Annotated in this window: 14 protein-coding genes; 13 read left to right on the top strand and 1 reads right to left on the bottom strand. The window is 67.9% G+C overall.

Annotated features, from left to right (window positions below; all coding sequences use genetic code 11):
• The 13 genes from F9C12_RS20850 (at nucleotide 1) to F9C12_RS20790 (ending at nucleotide 15,770) form a co-directional block, all read left to right on the top strand.
• Entirely contained in the window at nucleotides 1-762 is a 762-nt protein-coding gene (locus F9C12_RS20850) for an NADH-quinone oxidoreductase subunit C (RefSeq protein ID WP_409466947.1), read from the top strand.
• Nucleotides 759-2,090 carry an NADH-quinone oxidoreductase subunit D gene (locus F9C12_RS20845; protein WP_409466946.1) on the top strand — a complete coding sequence of 444 codons (1,332 nt, stop codon included), beginning with the start codon at nucleotides 759-761 and terminating at the stop codon, nucleotides 2,088-2,090. Before F9C12_RS20850 ends, F9C12_RS20845 begins: the two co-directional genes overlap by 4 nt.
• Nucleotides 2,087-2,950 carry an NADH-quinone oxidoreductase subunit NuoE gene (nuoE, locus tag F9C12_RS20840; protein WP_409183573.1) on the top strand — a complete coding sequence of 288 codons (864 nt, stop codon included), beginning with the start codon at nucleotides 2,087-2,089 and terminating at the stop codon, nucleotides 2,948-2,950. The genes F9C12_RS20845 and nuoE overlap by 4 nt, the downstream gene beginning before the upstream one ends.
• Nucleotides 2,951-4,234 (top strand): NADH-quinone oxidoreductase subunit NuoF, encoded by a 1,284-nt coding sequence (gene nuoF / locus F9C12_RS20835; protein ID WP_409466945.1) that lies wholly within the window; start codon nucleotides 2,951-2,953, stop codon nucleotides 4,232-4,234.
• Nucleotides 4,231-6,693, top strand: coding sequence for an NADH-quinone oxidoreductase subunit G (locus F9C12_RS20830; protein ID WP_409466944.1), 2,463 nt, complete (start codon nucleotides 4,231-4,233; stop codon nucleotides 6,691-6,693). The genes nuoF and F9C12_RS20830 overlap by 4 nt, the downstream gene beginning before the upstream one ends.
• A complete protein-coding gene (gene nuoH, locus F9C12_RS20825) occupies nucleotides 6,690-8,036 on the top strand; it encodes an NADH-quinone oxidoreductase subunit NuoH (protein WP_409183570.1) in 1,347 nt (448 codons plus the stop codon). The genes F9C12_RS20830 and nuoH overlap by 4 nt, the downstream gene beginning before the upstream one ends.
• Nucleotides 8,023-8,610, top strand: coding sequence for an NADH-quinone oxidoreductase subunit NuoI (nuoI, locus tag F9C12_RS20820; protein WP_409183569.1), 588 nt, complete (start codon nucleotides 8,023-8,025; stop codon nucleotides 8,608-8,610). Before nuoH ends, nuoI begins: the two co-directional genes overlap by 14 nt.
• Nucleotides 8,607-9,497 (top strand): NADH-quinone oxidoreductase subunit J, encoded by an 891-nt coding sequence (locus F9C12_RS20815; RefSeq protein WP_409183568.1) that lies wholly within the window; start codon nucleotides 8,607-8,609, stop codon nucleotides 9,495-9,497. The genes nuoI and F9C12_RS20815 overlap by 4 nt, the downstream gene beginning before the upstream one ends.
• Nucleotides 9,494-9,793, top strand: a complete 300-nt coding sequence (gene nuoK / locus F9C12_RS20810) for an NADH-quinone oxidoreductase subunit NuoK (protein ID WP_033291119.1) — start codon at nucleotides 9,494-9,496, stop codon at nucleotides 9,791-9,793. The genes F9C12_RS20815 and nuoK overlap by 4 nt, the downstream gene beginning before the upstream one ends.
• A 13-nt stretch (nucleotides 9,794-9,806) precedes the next feature.
• Entirely contained in the window at nucleotides 9,807-11,714 is a 1,908-nt protein-coding gene (gene nuoL, locus F9C12_RS20805; protein WP_409466943.1) for an NADH-quinone oxidoreductase subunit L, read from the top strand.
• A 1-nt stretch (nucleotide 11,715) separates the two neighbouring features.
• The gene (locus tag F9C12_RS20800) at nucleotides 11,716-13,266 is read left to right on the top strand and encodes an NADH-quinone oxidoreductase subunit M (protein ID WP_409183566.1); all 1,551 of its coding nucleotides are present in this window, start codon (nucleotides 11,716-11,718) and stop codon (nucleotides 13,264-13,266) included.
• A gap of 12 nt (nucleotides 13,267-13,278) precedes the next feature.
• Nucleotides 13,279-14,844 (top strand): NADH-quinone oxidoreductase subunit NuoN, encoded by a 1,566-nt coding sequence (gene nuoN / locus F9C12_RS20795; protein WP_409467042.1) that lies wholly within the window; start codon nucleotides 13,279-13,281, stop codon nucleotides 14,842-14,844.
• Between the two features lie 68 nt (nucleotides 14,845-14,912).
• Nucleotides 14,913-15,770, top strand: coding sequence for a DUF4365 domain-containing protein (locus F9C12_RS20790; protein ID WP_409466942.1), 858 nt, complete (start codon nucleotides 14,913-14,915; stop codon nucleotides 15,768-15,770).
• 47 nt (nucleotides 15,771-15,817) lie between these two features.
• Here F9C12_RS20790 and F9C12_RS20785 read toward each other — a convergent pair whose 3' ends face one another.
• A complete protein-coding gene (locus F9C12_RS20785; protein WP_409467041.1) occupies nucleotides 15,818-16,468 on the bottom strand; it encodes a hypothetical protein in 651 nt (216 codons plus the stop codon).
• Nucleotides 16,469-16,633 lie beyond the last annotated feature (165 nt).

Genomic DNA, 16,633 nt, shown 5'->3' with positions numbered 1-16,633 from the left:
GTGCCTGAGAACCCCGAAGAGAACCCGCAGACCGGCGGCCCGCAGTCCAGCGCGGAACGGCCCGAAGCCGGGCTCGAACCCCAGGGCACGCGGCCCGCCGAACCAGTCGTCGCCGGCCGCGAGCGCAAGGGCATGTTCGGCGTCCGCGGCAGCGGGGACACCTCTGGTTACGGCGGCCTGCGGCTGCCCGCCTACAGCCCGCCGCCCGCGGAGCGCCCGTACGGCGGCTGGTTCGACGAGTTCGCCGACGAGTTCATGGCCGCCTTGGCGGACAACAAGATCCCGCCGACCGCGATCCTCCAGACCACCGTCGACCGCGGCGAGATCACCTTCTACGTCAGCCGCGAGCACCTCGTCGACATCGCCAGGGTGCTGCGCAACGACCCGGGCCTGCGCTTCGAAATGCTGATCGCGGTCACCGGCGTCGACTACGGCGTGGACGTCCCGCAGCGGATGCACACGGTCTACGACTTCCTGTCGATGACCTACCGCCGCCGGATCCGGCTCGAAATCACCATGGACATGGACGACCTGCACGTCCCGTCGCTGGTTCCGGTCTACGCGACCGCGGACTGGCACGAGCGCGAGGCCTACGACATGTTCGGCATCGTCTTCGACGGCCACCCCGGGCTGACCCGCATCTTCATGCCGGACGACTGGGACGGCCACCCCCAGCGCAAGGACTACCCGCTCGGCGGGATCCCGGTCGAATACAAGGGCGCGGAAATCCCGCCGCCAGACCAGCGGAGGTCGTACTCGTGACCAGCACCAACGAAACGACGGAAGCCGAGTACGCGGAAGTCCGGGAGACCACCGAAGGCCCGGTCTACCACGTGTCCGGCGGCGACTGGGACGAGGTTCTCGGCGACGCCCAGCACGACGACCGGATGGTCATCAACATGGGCCCGCAGCACCCGTCGACGCACGGCGTGCTCCGGCTCGTGCTGGAACTGGAAGGCGAGACGATCACGCAGCTGCGCGCGGTCGTCGGCTACCTGCACACCGGCATCGAGAAGAGCGCGGAATTCCGCAACTGGACCCAGGGCGTCACCTTCGTGACGCGGGCGGACTACCTCGCCCCGCTGTCCAACGAGATGTGCTACTGCCTCGGCGTCGAGAAGCTGCTGGGCGTCAAGGCCCCGCCGCGCGCGGAGCTGCTGCGGGTGCTTCTCCTGGAACTCAACCGGATCACCTCGCACCTGGTGTTCATCGCGACCGGCGGCATGGACCTCGGCGCCACCACCGCGATGACGCTCGGCTTCCGCGAGCGCGAAGAAGCGATGCACCTGCTGGAGTACCTGACCGGCCTGCGGATGAACCACGCGTTCATCCGGCCCGGCGGGCTCGCCCAGGACTTCCCCGAGGACTGGACGGAGAAGGTCCTCGACTTCTGCAAGCTCATGGACAAGCGGCTTCCGTTGTACGACAAGATGTTCACCGGCCAGCCGATCTGGCGCAACCGGCTCAAGGACGTCGGCGTGCTGCCGCTCGACGCGTGCCTCGAACTCGGCGTCACCGGTCCGGTGCTGCGCGCCGCCGGCCTGCCGTGGGACCTGCGCAAGACCGAGCCGTACTCGCGCTACGACGAACTCGAGTTCGACGTGCCGACCTCGACCGACGCGGACAGCTGGGCGCGGTACCTGCTGCGGCTGGAGGAAATCCACCAGAGCCTGCGGATCATGAAGCAGGTCGCGAAGATGGCCGAGCCCGGCCCGGTCATGGTGGAGGACAAGAAGATCGCCTGGCCCGCGCAGCTGTCCATCGGCAGCGACGGCATGGGCAACTCGCTCGCCCACGTCAAGAAGATCATGGGCCAGTCGATGGAATCCCTGATCCACCACTTCAAACTCGTCACCGAGGGCTTCCACGTGCCGCCGGGCCAGGTCTACGCGGCCGTCGAATCGCCGCGCGGCGAGATCGGCGCGCACCTGGTGTCCGACGGCGGCACCCGTCCGCTGCGCGTGCACCTGCGGGAGCCGAGTTTCGTGAACATGCAGGCGATGCCCGCGATGGCCGAGGGCGGCCTGGTGGCCGACCTCGTCGTCGTGATCGCCTCGATCGACCCGGTTCTGGGGGGAGTTGACCGATGACGAACCCGACCGCAGTCCCGGAGCCGGGACCGCACGACGCGACGAAGACCTACGCCGCCGCGGCAGCCGACACCGATGTCGCCGCGATCGCGCCCGACCCGGCCGTCGCCGAGGGAATCCTCGCCGACACGCCGGCGGCGGACGTGTTCGACGCCGACACGCACCGCGAGGCGAAGGAAATCATCGCTCGGTACCCGATGTCGCGGTCGGCGCTGCTGCCGATGCTGCACCTCGTGCAGTCGGTGCAGGGCTACGTGAGCCAGGAGGGCATCGCCTTCTGCGCGCGGCATCTCGACCTGACCGACGCCGAGGTCAGCGCGGTCGCGACGTTCTACACCATGTACAAGCGCCGTCCGTGCGGCGAGCACCTGGTGAGCGTCTGCACCAACACGCTGTGCGCGGCGCTCGGCGGCGACGACATCTACAAGAAACTCCAGACGCACCTCGGGTCTCCGGAAAAGCCGTTGGGGCACGAGGAAACCGCGGGCACGCCGGGCGAGCCGGGCTCGATCACCCTGGAGCACGCGGAATGTCTCGCCGCCTGCGACCTCGGTCCGGTCATCCAGGTGAACTACGAGTACTTCGACAACCAGACGCCGGAGCAGGCGGTCGCGCTCGTGGACGCGTTGCAGGCAGGCAAGAAGCCCGCCCCGACGCGCGGTGCGGCGCTGACCGACTTCAAGGGCGCGGAGCGGCAGCTCGCCGGGTTCTGGCCGGAGGACGAGGCCGCTTACCGCAGTGCGGTGGACGGCCCGTCGCAGGCGGCCGAGACCCTGCGCGGCGCGCAACTGGCCGCCGACCGCGGCTGGTCCGCCCCGGGCATGCAGGATGTTCCGCTTCCTGAAGTGGAGAAGAAGTAAATGGCTGATCCCATCACTCCGGTCCTCACGAAGCGCTGGCTGTCCCCGGAATCCTGGCGCATCGAGACCTACGAGGCGCTCGAGGGCTACACCGCGGCGCGCAAGGCGCTGGCCGCCACGCCCGAGCAGCTCGTGCAGGTGGTCAAGGACTCCGGCCTGCGCGGCCGCGGCGGCGCGGGGTTCCCGGCGGGCGTGAAGTGGTCGTTCATGCCGCCCAACGAGGACAAGCCGCACTACCTGGTGATCAACGCCGACGAGGGCGAACCCGGTACCTGCAAGGACATTCCGCTGATGATGGCGGACCCGCACTCGCTGATCGAGGGCTGCATCATCGCCTCGTACGCGATGCGGTCGCACCACTGCTTCATCTACGTCCGGGGCGAGGCGCTGCACTGCATCCGCCGGCTCAACGCGGCCGCGCGCGAGGCGTACGCGAAGGGCTACCTGGGCAAGAACATCTTCGGCAGCGGCTGGGACCTCGAGCTGACCGTGCACGCCGGGGCGGGCGCGTACATCTGCGGCGAGGAAACGGCGTTGCTGGACTCGCTCGAAGGCCGCCGCGGCCAGCCCCGGCTCAAGCCGCCGTTCCCCGCGGCCGCCGGGCTGTACGCCGCGCCGACGACGGTGAACAACGTCGAGACCATCGCGAGCGCGCCGTACATCGTCAACGCCGGTTCGTCGTGGTTCCGCGAGATGGGCCGGGAGAAGTCGCCCGGGCCGAAGATCTACTCGATCTCCGGCCACGTCGAGAAGCCCGGCCAGTACGAATGCCCGCTCGGCACCACGCTGCGCGAGCTGCTGGAGCTGGCCGGCGGCATGAAGGACGGCATCCCGCTCAAGTTCTGGACCCCGGGCGGGTCCTCGACGCCGATGTTCACCGCCGAACACCTCGACGTCCCGCTCGACTTCGAGGGCGCGGCCGAGGCCGGTTCGATGCTCGGCACCACCGCGGTGCAGGTCTTCAACGAGACCGTTTCGGTGCCGTGGGCGGTCATGAAGTGGACGCAGTTCTACGAGCACGAATCCTGCGGCAAGTGCACGCCGTGCCGCGAGGGCACGTACTGGCTGGCGCAGATCCTGGAGCGGATGGTCGAAGGCCACGGCACCGAGGAGGACATCGAAACCCTCCTCGACGTGTGCGACAACATCTTTGGCCGCTCGTTCTGCGCGCTCGGCGACGGCGCGGTGTCGCCGATCCAGAGCGGCATCAAGTACTTCCGGGACGAGTTCCTGGCCTTGTGTGAGAGCAACAAGCGCGAGTTGGTGGGAGCGCAGGCATCATGACGATCGCGCCCGACAAGCCCGAAACGGCTGAAACCCCGGTCCCCGAGGGCTATGTCAAGCTGACCATCGACGGCGAAGAGGTCATCGCGCCCAAGGGCGAACTGCTGATCCGCACCGCCGAGCGGCTCGGCACGAGCATCCCCCGGTTCTGCGACCACCCGCTGCTCGACCCGGCGGGCGCGTGCCGGCAGTGCCTGGTCGAGGTCGAAATGGGCGGCCGTCCGATGCCGAAGCCGCAGGCCTCGTGCACGATGACGGTCGCCGACGGCATGGTGGTCAAGACCCAGCTGACCTCGCCGGTCGCGGACAAGGCGCAGCAGGGCGTGATGGAGCTGCTGCTCATCAACCACCCGCTGGACTGCCCGATCTGCGACAAGGGCGGCGAATGCCCGCTGCAGAACCAGGCGCTCGCGCACGGCCGCGCCGAATCGCGGTTCGTCGACACGAAGCGCACGTTCCCCAAGCCGCTGCCGATCTCGTCGCAGGTGCTGCTGGACCGCGAACGCTGCGTGCTGTGCCAGCGCTGCACCCGGTTCTCCGACCAGATCGCCGGCGACCCGTTCATCGCGCTGCTCGAACGCGGCGCGCACCAGCAGATCGGCACCGCGGAAACCGCGGACGTGCTCGACCTCGCCTCGCGCACCACCGGCGGCGAGCCGTTCCAGAGCTACTTCTCCGGCAACGTGATCCAGATCTGCCCGGTCGGCGCGCTCACCAGCGCGGCGTACCGGTTCCGGTCGCGGCCGTTCGACTTGGTGTCGGCGCCGAGCGTGTGCGAGCACTGCTCGTCCGGCTGCGCCGAGCGCACCGACTTCCGGCGCGGCAAGGTCCAGCGCAAGCTGGCCGGCGACGACCCGGAGGTGAACGAGGAATGGCTGTGCGACAAGGGCCGGTTCGCGTTCCGCTACGTGCAGGCCGGTGACCGGATCCGCCGTCCGCTCGTCCGCAACGCCAGCGGCGAGCTGGAAGAGGCGTCCTGGACCGACGCGCTCCGGACCGCCGCGGAAGGGTTGCTCAAGGCCCGCGAGGGCAAGGGCGGCGCGGTGCTCACCGGCGGCCGGCTGACTGTCGAGGACGCCTACGCGTACTCGAAGTTCGCCCGGGTCGCCTTGCGCACCAACGACATCGACTTCCGCACGCGCGCGCATTCGGACGAGGAGCTGGCGTTCCTCGGCTCGACGGTCGTGGGCACCACGCCGGAAACCGGCGTGACGTTCGCCGAGATCGAGAACGCCCGCACCGTGCTGTGCGTGGCGTTCGAACCCGAGGACGAAGCGCCGATCGTGTTCCTGCGGCTGCGCAAGGCGGCCCGCAAGAACCGCACCCGCGTTGTCCACTTGGGACAGTGGACGACCTCCTCGGTGCGCAAGACCTTCGGCGAGCTGCTGGCCTGCGTTCCCGGCGGCGAGGCGGCCGCGGTGGACGGCATCGCGCAGCACGCGGCCGACGTCGACGCGGCGCTCAGCGGCGAGGGCGCGGTGATCCTGGTCGGCGAGCGGGCCGCGGAAATCCCCGGCCTGTTCTCCGCGCTGCTGCGGCTCACCGAGCGCACCGGAGCCCGGCTGGCGTGGATCCCGCGCCGCGCGGGCGACCGGGGCGCGCTCGAAACCGGTTGTGTGCCAACGCTTCTGCCCGGCGGCCGCTCGGTCACCGACGCGGCGGCCCGTGCCGAGGTCGAAAAGCAGTGGGGCGTCGAGCTTCCGGCCGAACCGGGCCGCGACGTCACCGGCATCCTCCAGGCCGCCTCGGGCGGGCAGCTGGACGCGCTGGTGGTCGGCGGCGTCGACCCGGACGACCTGCCGGACCCGGACCTGGCCCGGCGCGCGCTCGACCACGTCGGGTTCGTGGTCAGCCTCGAACTGCGGGCGAGCGAGGTCACCGAACGGGCCGACGTGGTCCTGCCGATCGCCCCGGCGGTCGAGAAGGCGGGCAGCTACCTCAACTGGGAGGGCCGCCGCCGCGAATTCGACATCACGCTGGAGGGCACGGGTTCCCTTTCCGACGGCCGGGTGCTCGACACGCTGGCCGTCGAAATGGACGCCGACCTGTTCACCCAGACCCCGGCCGCCGCCGCGGGCGACTTCGCGAAGCTCGCGCCGGTCGCCCCCTCGGTGGCCGCGCCGTCGGTCACCGCCCCGGCTGCTCCGGTCCCGAACGGCAAGGCAGTGCTCGCCACCTGGCGGCAGCTGATCGACAACGGCTCGCTGCAGGACGACGAACCGCACCTCAAGGGCACCCAGCGGCCGCCGGTAGCGCGGCTTTCGGCGAAGACCGCCGAAGGTCTCGGCGGAACGGTCCGGGTGTCGAACGAGCGCGGGTCGATCACCCTGCCGGTCGAGGTCGCCGACCTGCCGGACGGCGTCGTGTGGCTGCCCGGCAACTCCGACGGCTCGGCCGTCCGCGCCGCACTCGCCGCCGGACACGGCGCGCTCGTGCAGATCTCCGGAGGTGACCAGTGAGCCCGCAGCTCACGCAGTTCCTCGCCGAGTACCCGGACGCGGCTGAACGCGCCCGGCTGCTCGCCGACGACCCGTGGTGGCTCGTCCTGCTCAAGGCGGTCGTGGTCCTGCTGATCGGGCCGGTCCTGACGATCTTCCTGATCGTGTGGGAGCGCAAGGCGATCGGCCGGATGCAGAACCGGCCCGGCCCCAACCGGGTCGGCCCCGGCGGCTACCTGCAGTCGCTCGCCGACGCGATCAAGCTCCCGTTCAAGGAGCAGATCATCCCGGACACCGCCGACCGCAAGGTGTACTTCCTCGCCCCGGTGCTGTCCGCGGTCCCGGCGCTGATCGCGTTGTCGGCCATCCCGTTCGGCCCGGTCGTCTCGATCTTCGGGCACCGGACGGTGCTGCAGCTGATGGACCTCCCGGTCGGCGTGCTGGTGATCCTCGCCTGCTCGTCGGTCGGCGTGTACGGCATCGTGCTGGCCGGCTGGTCGTCCGGGTCGCCGTATCCGCTGTTCGGCGGCATGCGCTCGGCGGCGCAGGTGATCTCCTACGAAATCGCGATGGGCCTGTCGATCGTCGCGGTGATCCTGTACTCCGGTTCGCTGCAGACGTCGGAAATCGTGCAGGCACAATCGCACGGCTGGTACTTCTACATGCTCATCCCGAGCTTCGTGATCTACGTGATCTCGATGGTCGGCGAGACGAACCGCGCGCCGTTCGACCTCCCGGAGGCCGAATCCGAGCTGGTCGGCGGGTTCCACACCGAGTACAGCTCGATGAAGTTCGCGATGTTCTTCCTCGCCGAGTACGTCAACATGGTGATCGTCTCGGCGTTCTGCACCACGCTCTTCCTCGGCGGCTGGCGATTCCCGTTCGTCGGCGACGATTCGGCGCTGAACCAGAACTGGTGGCCGATCCTCTGGTTCTTCGCCAAGACCTTCATCCTGCTGTTCGGCTTCATCTGGCTGCGCGGCACGCTGCCCCGGCTGCGCTACGACCAGTTCATGAGGCTGGGCTGGAAGGTGCTGGTCCCGGTCAACCTGGTGTGGATCGTGGTCGTGGTCGCGATCAAGACGATCCAGTGGAGCTGGCCGCAGATCCTCATCGGCGTCGGCGTCGTGCTGGTGGTGCTCGTGCTGCTGAGCCTCGCCTTGCCGGACAAGAAGCTGCCCGAATCGGACTACGTGGACCTGGCCGGAAGCGGCTACCCGCTGCCGCCGCTGGACCTGCGGGTCCCGGACGCGACGCCGCGGCAGAAGGCGCTGGCCAAGGCGGAGGCGAAGGCCGCGCGGCGCAAGCCGGCGAGCGTCGCCGCGGCGGCCGCACAGGAAGGAACGGAAGATGGCGGCAACTGACTTCCTCAATCCCATCAAGGGATTCGGCGTCACCTTCGGGATGATGTTCAAGAAGGTCGCGACCGAGGAGTACCCCGAGGCCGGCGCCCCGGCCGCACCGCGCTACCACGGCCGCCACCAGCTCAACCGGCATCCGGACGGGCTGGAGAAGTGCGTCGGCTGCGAGCTGTGCGCGTGGGCGTGCCCGGCCGACGCGATCTTCGTCGAAGGCGGCGACAACACCGAAGAGGCGCGGTACTCGCCGGGCGAGCGCTACGGCAAGGACTACCAGATCAACTACCTGCGCTGCATCGGCTGCGGCCTGTGCATCGAGGCGTGCCCGACCCGGTCGCTCACCATGACCAACTTCTACGAGCTGGCCGACGACGACCGGCAGCGGCTCATCTACACCAAGGAAGACCTGCTCGCCCCGCTGCTGCCGGGCATGGAGCAGCCGCCGCACCCGATGCGGCTCGGCGACAACGAGCAGGACTACTACGTGAACGGCCCCGAGCTGGCCGCGGGTGTCGTGAGCGGCGATCACGGTTCTAACCGTGATCAGCACTCACGAGGCGCAACGGAGGCCCACCAGTGACTGCCGCCTCTCTCTTGCCCCTTCTCGCGCAGGCCCCCGCGGCCAGCGTCGACGCGTCCGTGACGACCGGCGAGGCCATCGCGTTCTGGATCCTCGGCCCGCTCTCGCTGCTGGGCGCGCTCGGGATGATCTTCTCCCGCAACGCCGTGCACTCGGCGCTGTGGCTGGTGCTCACGATGCTGACGCTCGGCGCGCTGTACATGACGCAGTCCGCGCCGTTCCTCGGGTTCACCCAGATCATCGTCTACACCGGCGCGATCATGATGCTGTTCCTGTTCGTGCTGATGCTGGTCGGCCGGGACAGCTCGGACTCGGTGGTCGAGGTGCTGCGCGGGCAGCGGCTCGCCGCCGGGGTGCTCGGCATCGGGCTCGCCGCGCTGATCGCCGCGGGCGTGTTCCGCGCGATGGTGAACGTGACCCCGGCCCAGCCGCTCGACCCGTACCAGCAGACCGGCGGCGGCCCCGGCGGTCTCGGCAGGCTGATCTTCACCCAGTACCTGTTCCCGTTCGAGCTGACCTCGGCGCTGCTGATCACCGCCGCGCTCGGCGCGATGGTGCTCGCCTTCACCGGACGCAGCAGCAAGAGCAAGCTCTCCCAGCGCGAACTGGTCAAGCTGCGCTTCCAAGGCAAACACGACCGCCCGTCGCCGCTGCCCGGGCCCGGTGTGTTCGCCACCGCCAGCTCGGTCTCGACCCCGGCGCTGCTGCCGGACGGTTCGGTCGCGCCGGAATCGCTGTCGGAGATCATCGAATCCACCTCGGCGATCCGGCTCATGCGCGAGCGCAAGCTCATCGCGGACGAGGGCCCCAAGCCCGACGCGCACGCACTGGTCGGCGGTTCCGAAAAGGCCGCGCCGGCCGAGGAAGAAGAAGGGGAAGGAAAGTGACCCCGAGCTACTACCTGCTGCTGTCCGCGCTGCTGTTCTGCATCGGCGCGGTGGGCGTGCTGGTCCGCCGCAACGCGATCGTCGTGTTCATGTGCATCGAGCTGATGCTGAACGCGGTGAACCTGACCCTGGTCACCTTCGCCCGCATCAACGGCGGGCTGCACGGCCAGGTGATGGCGTTCTTCGTGATGGTGGTCGCGGCCGCCGAGGTCGTGGTCGGACTGGCGATCATCATGGCCATCTTCCGCACCCGCCGTTCGGCCTCGGTCGACGACACGAACCTGCTGAAGTACTGAGGGAGACGACCGAGTGACCGCATCATCGTGGCTGCTGGTGGCCCTTCCCGCCCTCGGCGCCCTCGTTCTGCTGCTCTCCGGCAAACGCGCGAAAGCGTGGGGGCACCTGCTCGGCTGTGCCACCGTCACGCTCGCCTTCGTGTACGCCGTGATCCTGTTCTTCTCCACCGACAGCCACACGGTCACCGACACCAAGGTCTACTCCTGGATCCCGGTGACCCAGCTGCAAGTGGACTTCGGGCTGCGCATCGACGCGCTGTCGCTGACGTTCGTGCTGCTGATCACCGGCGTCGGCATGCTGATCCACTTCTATTCGATCGGCTACATGGCCGACGACGAGGGCCGGTACCGGTTCTTCGCGTACCTGAACCTGTTCGTCGCCTCGATGCTGATCCTGGTGCTGGGCAACAGCTTCGTGACGCTGTACCTCGGCTGGGAGGGCGTGGGTCTCGCCTCGTACCTGCTGATCGGCTGGTATCAGAACCGCCCGTCCGCGGCCACCGCGGCGAAGAAGGCGTTCCTGATGAACCGCGTCGGCGACGTCGGGCTGGCGCTGGCGATCTTCCTGATGTTCAAGTACGTCGGGTCGACCGGTTACGCGCAGGTCTTCGAGGGCGTGGCGCAGGGCAAGATCCCGCCGGGCGCGGTCACCGCCATCGCGATCCTGCTGCTGCTGGGCGCCTGCGGTAAATCCGGCCAGTTCCCGCTGCAGGCGTGGCTGCCGGACGCGATGGAGGGCCCGACCCCGGTGTCGGCGCTCATCCACGCGGCGACCATGGTCACCGCGGGCGTGTACCTGGTGGCCCGCTCCAACGTCATCTTCACCGCGACGCCGGACGGACGGCTGGTCGTCACCCTGGTCGGCGCGGTCACGCTGCTGCTCGGGTGCATCGTCGGCTGTGCCTATGACGACATCAAGAAGGTGCTCGCGTACTCGACGGTCAGCCAGATCGGCTACATGATGCTGGCGGTCGGCCTCGGGCCGGGCATTTACGCGCTCGGCATCATGCACCTGGTGGCGCACGGCTTCTTCAAGGCCGGACTGTTCCTCGGGGCCGGTTCGGTCATGCACGGCATGAACGACGAGGTCGACATGCGCAAGTTCGGCGGCCTCGCCAAGAAGATGCCGATCACCTTCGTCACCTTCGGCCTCGGCTACCTGGCGATCATCGGCTTCCCGTTCCTCACCGGGTACTACACGAAGGACGCGATCATCGAGGCGGCGTTCGGCCAGGAGGGCTGGCGCGGCTGGGCTTTCGGCCTCGCCACGGTGATCGGCGCCGGGCTCACCGCGTTCTACATGACGCGGCTGATGATGATGACCTTCTTCGGCAAACAGCGCTGGAAGGACATCAAGAGCAGCGACGGACGCGACTTCCACCCGCACGAGTCCAAGCCGGTCATGTGGGTCCCGATGGCGATCCTGGCGGTCGGTTCGGTCGGCGCGGGCGCGTTCTTCGCCATCGGCCACCGGTTCGTGGACTGGCTGGCCCCGGTGGTCGGCCAGTTCGAGGAGGCCGAGCACACCCCGATCCCGTCGTGGACGGTCCCGGCGGCGACGCTGGTGCTGGCCGCGCTCGGCGTGCTGCTGGCGGTCTGGCTTTTCCGTCCCTCGCGCGACATTCCGCTCGAGAAGCCCGAGCGGGTGGCCTGGCCGGTCCGCGCGGCGCGCAAGGACCTGTACGGCAACGCGCTCAACGAAACCCTGGTCGCCCGTCCGGGCACCTGGCTGGCGCGGGCGCTGGTGTACGTGGACAACCGCGGCGTCGACGGCGCGGTGAACGGCCTCGCCGCGGCACTCGGCGGCGGGTCCGGGCGGCTGCGCCGGACGCAGACCGGATTCGTGCGGTCGTACGCACTGTCCATGCTCGGCGGCACGTTCCTGCTTCTCGCGGCCCTTCTGCTGGTGAGGTTCTCCTGACATGACTTGGCTTCTGGCGCTCATCCTGCTGCCGCTGGCCGGCTCGCTGGTGCTGGCGTTCCTCAAGGGGAACGACCGGGCCGCGGTCGCCACGGCGCTCGCCGTGTCCATTGTGGAGTTCCTGCTGGTCATCCCGTTCTGGGCGAGCTACTCGCCCTCGGGCGAGCGCATCCAGCAGGCCACCACGATGGACTGGATCCCGAGCTTCGGCATCCACATCTCGTTCGGCACCGACGGCATCTCGCTGATCATGATCGCGGTGATCGCGCTGCTGGTGCCGATCGTCGTGGGCGCGCTCGGGCTCACCGACAAACTGCCCGCGGGCCGCAGCGCGGGCGGGTTCCTGTCGCTGATCCTGCTGCAGGAGGCGATCACGATCGGCGTCTTCGCGGCGACCGACGTGTTCCTCTTCTACGTGCTGTTCGAGATCATGCTGATCCCGATGTACTTCCTGATCGGCGGCTACGGCGGCGCGAACCGGCAGTACGCGGCGGTGAAGTTCTTCCTGTACTCGTTCCTCGGCGGCCTGATCATGCTGGCCTCGGCGATCGGGGCGTACTCGCTGGCCTCGGACAAGATCGGCAAGGGCACGTTCGACTGGGCCACGCTGGTGACGGTGGTGCGCGACGCGCCGACCGGCACGCAGATCTGGCTGTTCCTCGGTTTCTTCCTCGCGTTCGCGATCAAGGCTCCGCTGGTCCCGTTCCACACCTGGCTGCCGGACGCCGCGGGCGAAGCCCCGATCGGCGTCGCGGTGCTGCTGGTCGGCGTGCTGGACAAGGTCGGCACGTTCGGTTTCCTGCGGTACTGCCTGCCGATGTTCCCCGACGGCAGCAAGGCGCTCGCGCCGCTGGTGCTGATCCTGTCGGTGATCGGCGTGCTGTACGGCTCGATCCTCGCCGCCGGGCAGCAGGACATGAAGCGGTTCATCGCCTACGTGTCGATCGCCCACTTCGGGTTCATCGCGCTGGGCATCTTCACCTTCAACGAGCAGGCGATGGTCGGCTCGGTGTCGTACATGCTGAACCACAGCCTCTCGACCGGGATGTTGATCGTGGTGATCGGCCTGATCGTGATGCGCGGCGGGTCGAGCCGGATCTCGGACTACGGCGGCATGGCGAAGGTGACCCCGCTGCTGGCCGGAATGCTGTTGCTGGCCGGGCTTTCCGCGCTGTCGCTGCCCGGGACCAACTCGTTCGTCAGCGAGTTCCTCGTGCTGCTGGGGTCCTTTGTGGACCAGCCGGTGTACACGATCCTGGCGACCGTGGGCATGGTGCTCGCCGCGGCGTACGTGCTGTGGCTGTACCAGCGGATCATGCAAGGCCCGGTTCGCGGCGACGCACTGGTCGGCGTCGGAGGAGGACCGGGCACCGCGATCGCGCCGGAACTCGGCGCGCGCAAGGCCATTACCGACCTGGGCACACGCGAGATCGCGATCCTCGCGCCCCTGGTCATCCTGATCATCGGACTGGGCTTCTACCCCAAGCCGATGCTCGACACGATCACCCCGTCGGTGCAGGCGACGCTGTCTGCCGTGCAGGGAGGCAAGTAAACCGTGCTCGACATGTTCCTGGCGCAGGCGCCGGCAGCGCCGCTCGAAGTGCCTTCGGTCGATTACGCGGCCGTGCTGCCGATGCTGATCGTCTTCGGCGTCGCGTGCATCGGCGTGCTGGTGGAGGCGTTCGCGCCGAAGTCCACGCGGTGGGGGATCCAGGTCACGATCTCCCTGGGCGCGATCCTCGCTTCCGGGGTTTCGCTGATCCTGTACGCGACTGGTTCCACGGCCACGAAGGCCGGCACGACGACGTTCTCCGGGTCGATTTCGGTGGACCGGCCGTCGTTGTTCCTGTGGGGCACGTTGCTGCTGCTCGGCCTTGGCGCGGTGTTCCTGATCGCGGACCGGAAGGTCGAGCCTGGCGGCGCGTTCGTGGCGCAGGCGGCGATCCGGCCGGGGACGGTGCAGGATCGGGCGCAGGCGGCTACTACGTCGCAGACTGAGGTTTTTCCGCTGACGCTTTTCGCGCTCGGCGGGATGATGACGTTCTGCGCGGCCAACGATCTTTTGACCATGTTCATCGCGTTGGAAGTGCTTTCGCTGCCGTTGTATCTGATGTGCGGTCTTGCTCGCCGTCGGCGGCTGATTTCGCAGGAAGCCGCGGTCAAGTACTTCCTGCTGGGTGCGTTCTCGTCGGCGTTCTTCCTGTACGGGCTCGCGCTGCTGTACGGCTACGCGGACTCGGTGAAGCTGGCCGACATCGCCCACGCGGCGGCTGGGTCGGACCGGTCGGACACGTTGTTGTTCGCGGGTCTCGGTCTGCTGGTGGTGGGCCTGCTGTTCAAGGGTTCTGTTGGCCCGTTCCACACCTGGACGCCGGACGTCTACCAGGGCGCGCCCACGCCGGTTACCGGTTTTATGGCCGCCTGCACGAAGGTTGCTGCCTTCGGCGCGATTCTGCGGGTGCTCAGCGTCGGGTTTTCCTCGACGAGCTGGGAGTGGCGCGGGGTCATGTGGGCGGTGGCCATTATTTCGATGGCACTCGGAGCGATTCTCGGCCTGACGCAGACTGACGTGAAGCGGATGATCGCGTATTCGTCGGTGGCGCACGCTGGGTTCTTGCTTGTCGGTGCGATCGCGATGACCGAGGACGGGTTGTCCAGCACGCTGTTCTATCTGCTGGCTTATGGGTTTACTACTCTGGCTGCGTTTGGCGTGGTTAGTTTGGTGCGGGATTCCAGCGGGGAGGCTACGCATCTGTCCGCTTGGGCTGGGCTGGCCAAGCGGTCGCCGTTGTTGGCCGGGGTGTTCACGTTCCTGTTGCTGGCGTTGGCTGGGATTCCGTTGACCAGCGGGTTTGTCGGGAAGTTCGTGGTGTTTTCGGCGGCGTTGTCGGATGGGATGGCGCCGTTGGTGGTTATCGCGCTGGTTTTCAGTGCGGTGGCTGCGTTCTTCTATCTGCGGGTCATTGTGTTGATGTACTTCTCGGAGCCTGCCGCTGATGGGCCTACGGTGACTGTGCCGGGTGGGTTTACTACGGCGGCTATTGCTTTGGGGGTTGTGGTTACGTTGGTGCTTGGGGTTCTTCCGGCGTTTGCGTTGGACTGGGCTGGGGCTGGGGGGTTTGCTTCGTAAGATGGGTTTCTCGAAAGGGCCGTCACAGTGTGTCGCTGTGACGGCCCTTTCGATTGGGGGGAGAGGAAATGAGCGGAGAGGTATCCGAAAGCTGGCGCATCTCGCGGGACGCGGTGAACCGGGTGCGCACCCTGATCGAGAGTCAGGGACAAGTGATGGCGGAAATCCCGGGGCACGCGGACTTCGGCGAGGACTTCCACGTCATGCTCGTGGAGAACCAGCGGAGGACCGGCGAGGTCTTCGCGCTCCAGGTCAAGGGCGGGAAGTCCTATCGCCGCGCCGGCGGTTACCAGGTGAGCGTGGGAAAACACGGCGATTTCTGGCGTAAGACCACGGTGCCGGTCATCTGTGTGGTGCACGATCCGGAACTGGACAAGCTGTTCTGGGTCAATGCCAGCGCGGTCCTTCGCCGACAGCCCACGACGACGACTCTGCATCTTCAGCCGGACCAGGTGCTCGATGCTGAGTCATTTCCGGCATTCATCGAGTCTGTGCGCGCCGACGTATCTCCGCGCAACGAGTTCCTGCGTGCGCTGTCCCGGCTCTCCGGTGCTGAGCTGCAGCAGCAGGACTACGTCGGCTACTTCCAGAACGAGTCGGGCGAGCCGATGGTCTTCAGGCAACGCCGAGGTGAACCGTTCGGGAGCGTCTTCCACTCGGACGTCGACTGGGAGGAGGTGCGGACTTCGGCTGTGCCCTCAGAGGTGGCAGATACGGTCTCGAAGCTCGTCGCCGAAGCCGAGATGTCTGCTGGATTCGAGGCCGGGGAAATGAGCAGCCAACTTTCTCCAAGCCACCTCAACTTGTTCGAGAACCTGGTGCTGTCCGGCGGCGGCCTCATCACTGATAACGCCGAAGGGCACTGGCTCCGGAGTTGTCTCTCGGCAAGCTGCTACCTCCGAGACCTCCCACCGGCAAAGATATGAAAGCGGCCCGCGTCAGCAAGATGCGGGGCCGCTTTCAGGCACGACCGTCAGGGGGTTGGGGAGCAGGCGGTGTGGCCGACCGTGACTGAACCCGTTGCGCCGGACGCTGGGGCGAAGTCGATGCGGAGCATCGTTAGCGTCATGCTTCCGTCTCCGGGCAGGGTTTGGATGTTGAAGACCGCATTCGCCAGCAGCGTTCCGTCTGACTTCGTCAGGGGCTTCGTGTAGTTCGCGGGGATCGGCGAGGGGAGGCCGGTGATTCCGGTGAGGCCGCTCAGGGTCCAGTTCGCGTCGGTGCCGGTTTGGGTTGCTTTGCAGGTCACCGTGTACGACGAGATGCGGATGCGTTTTCCGCCTGCGCTCACCAGTGCCGACAGTTCGAAGTTGTTCCCTGTCGCGGTCGAGGTTGTGGTGGTGACGTCGTTGCCTGGGTCGGTGACTTCCGTGGTGCACGAGGACGTGCCGCCGCCGAAGGTGACTCCTGGTTTGGACACCAGCGGTGCGGTGGCGCTTGTCGGGCCTTCTACCGCGCACGGGGCCTGGGCCGGGATGGAGATCGTGGCGCCGGCCTTTGTGAAGTTCGCGTTGCCCAGGTCGGCGACTCCGGCCGGGGTGTCCGCGGCGGCGGTCCCGGCAGCGGCGAGCAAACCGGTGGCGGCCAGTGCCGCGGCGGCCAGTGCGGTGCGCTTGATGATCATGTTCGTCTCCTCGCTGCTGTTGCTGCTTCCAGCACTATCCGCAGGTCCGAATCGCCCGTTGCGCCCTTGGGCGGCGATCACCCGTCCGGGAGCGTGGATCAACCCGTTCGTGGGCTGCCGGGAGGCTGCGGCGGCAGTGTCGCGTTCGTCACCGTTTCCGCAGGA

It is taken from the genome of Amycolatopsis sp. GA6-003 (assembly GCF_046267895.1).
Taxonomy (GTDB): Bacteria; Actinomycetota; Actinomycetes; order Mycobacteriales; family Pseudonocardiaceae; genus Amycolatopsis.
Note: the sequence above shows the minus strand (reverse complement) of the source record. Positions and strands in the feature narration are given on the sequence as shown.

Bases quoted from the DNA above. Each gene is read 5' to 3' on its own strand.
- nuoE (WP_409183573.1), top strand. From the start codon at position 2,087: ATGACGAACCCGACCGCAGTCCCGGAGCCGGGACCGCACGACGCGACG.
- nuoF (WP_409466945.1), top strand. From the start codon at position 2,951: ATGGCTGATCCCATCACTCCGGTCCTCACGAAGCGCTGGCTGTCCCCG.
- F9C12_RS20830 (WP_409466944.1), top strand. From the start codon at position 4,231: ATGACGATCGCGCCCGACAAGCCCGAAACGGCTGAAACCCCGGTCCCC.
- nuoI (WP_409183569.1), top strand. From the start codon at position 8,023: ATGGCGGCAACTGACTTCCTCAATCCCATCAAGGGATTCGGCGTCACC.
- F9C12_RS20800 (WP_409183566.1), top strand. From the start codon at position 11,716: ATGACTTGGCTTCTGGCGCTCATCCTGCTGCCGCTGGCCGGCTCGCTG.
- nuoN (WP_409467042.1), top strand. From the start codon at position 13,279: ATGTTCCTGGCGCAGGCGCCGGCAGCGCCGCTCGAAGTGCCTTCGGTC.
- F9C12_RS20790 (WP_409466942.1), top strand. From the start codon at position 14,913: ATGAGCGGAGAGGTATCCGAAAGCTGGCGCATCTCGCGGGACGCGGTG.
- F9C12_RS20785 (WP_409467041.1), bottom strand. From the start codon at position 16,468: ATGATCATCAAGCGCACCGCACTGGCCGCCGCGGCACTGGCCGCCACC.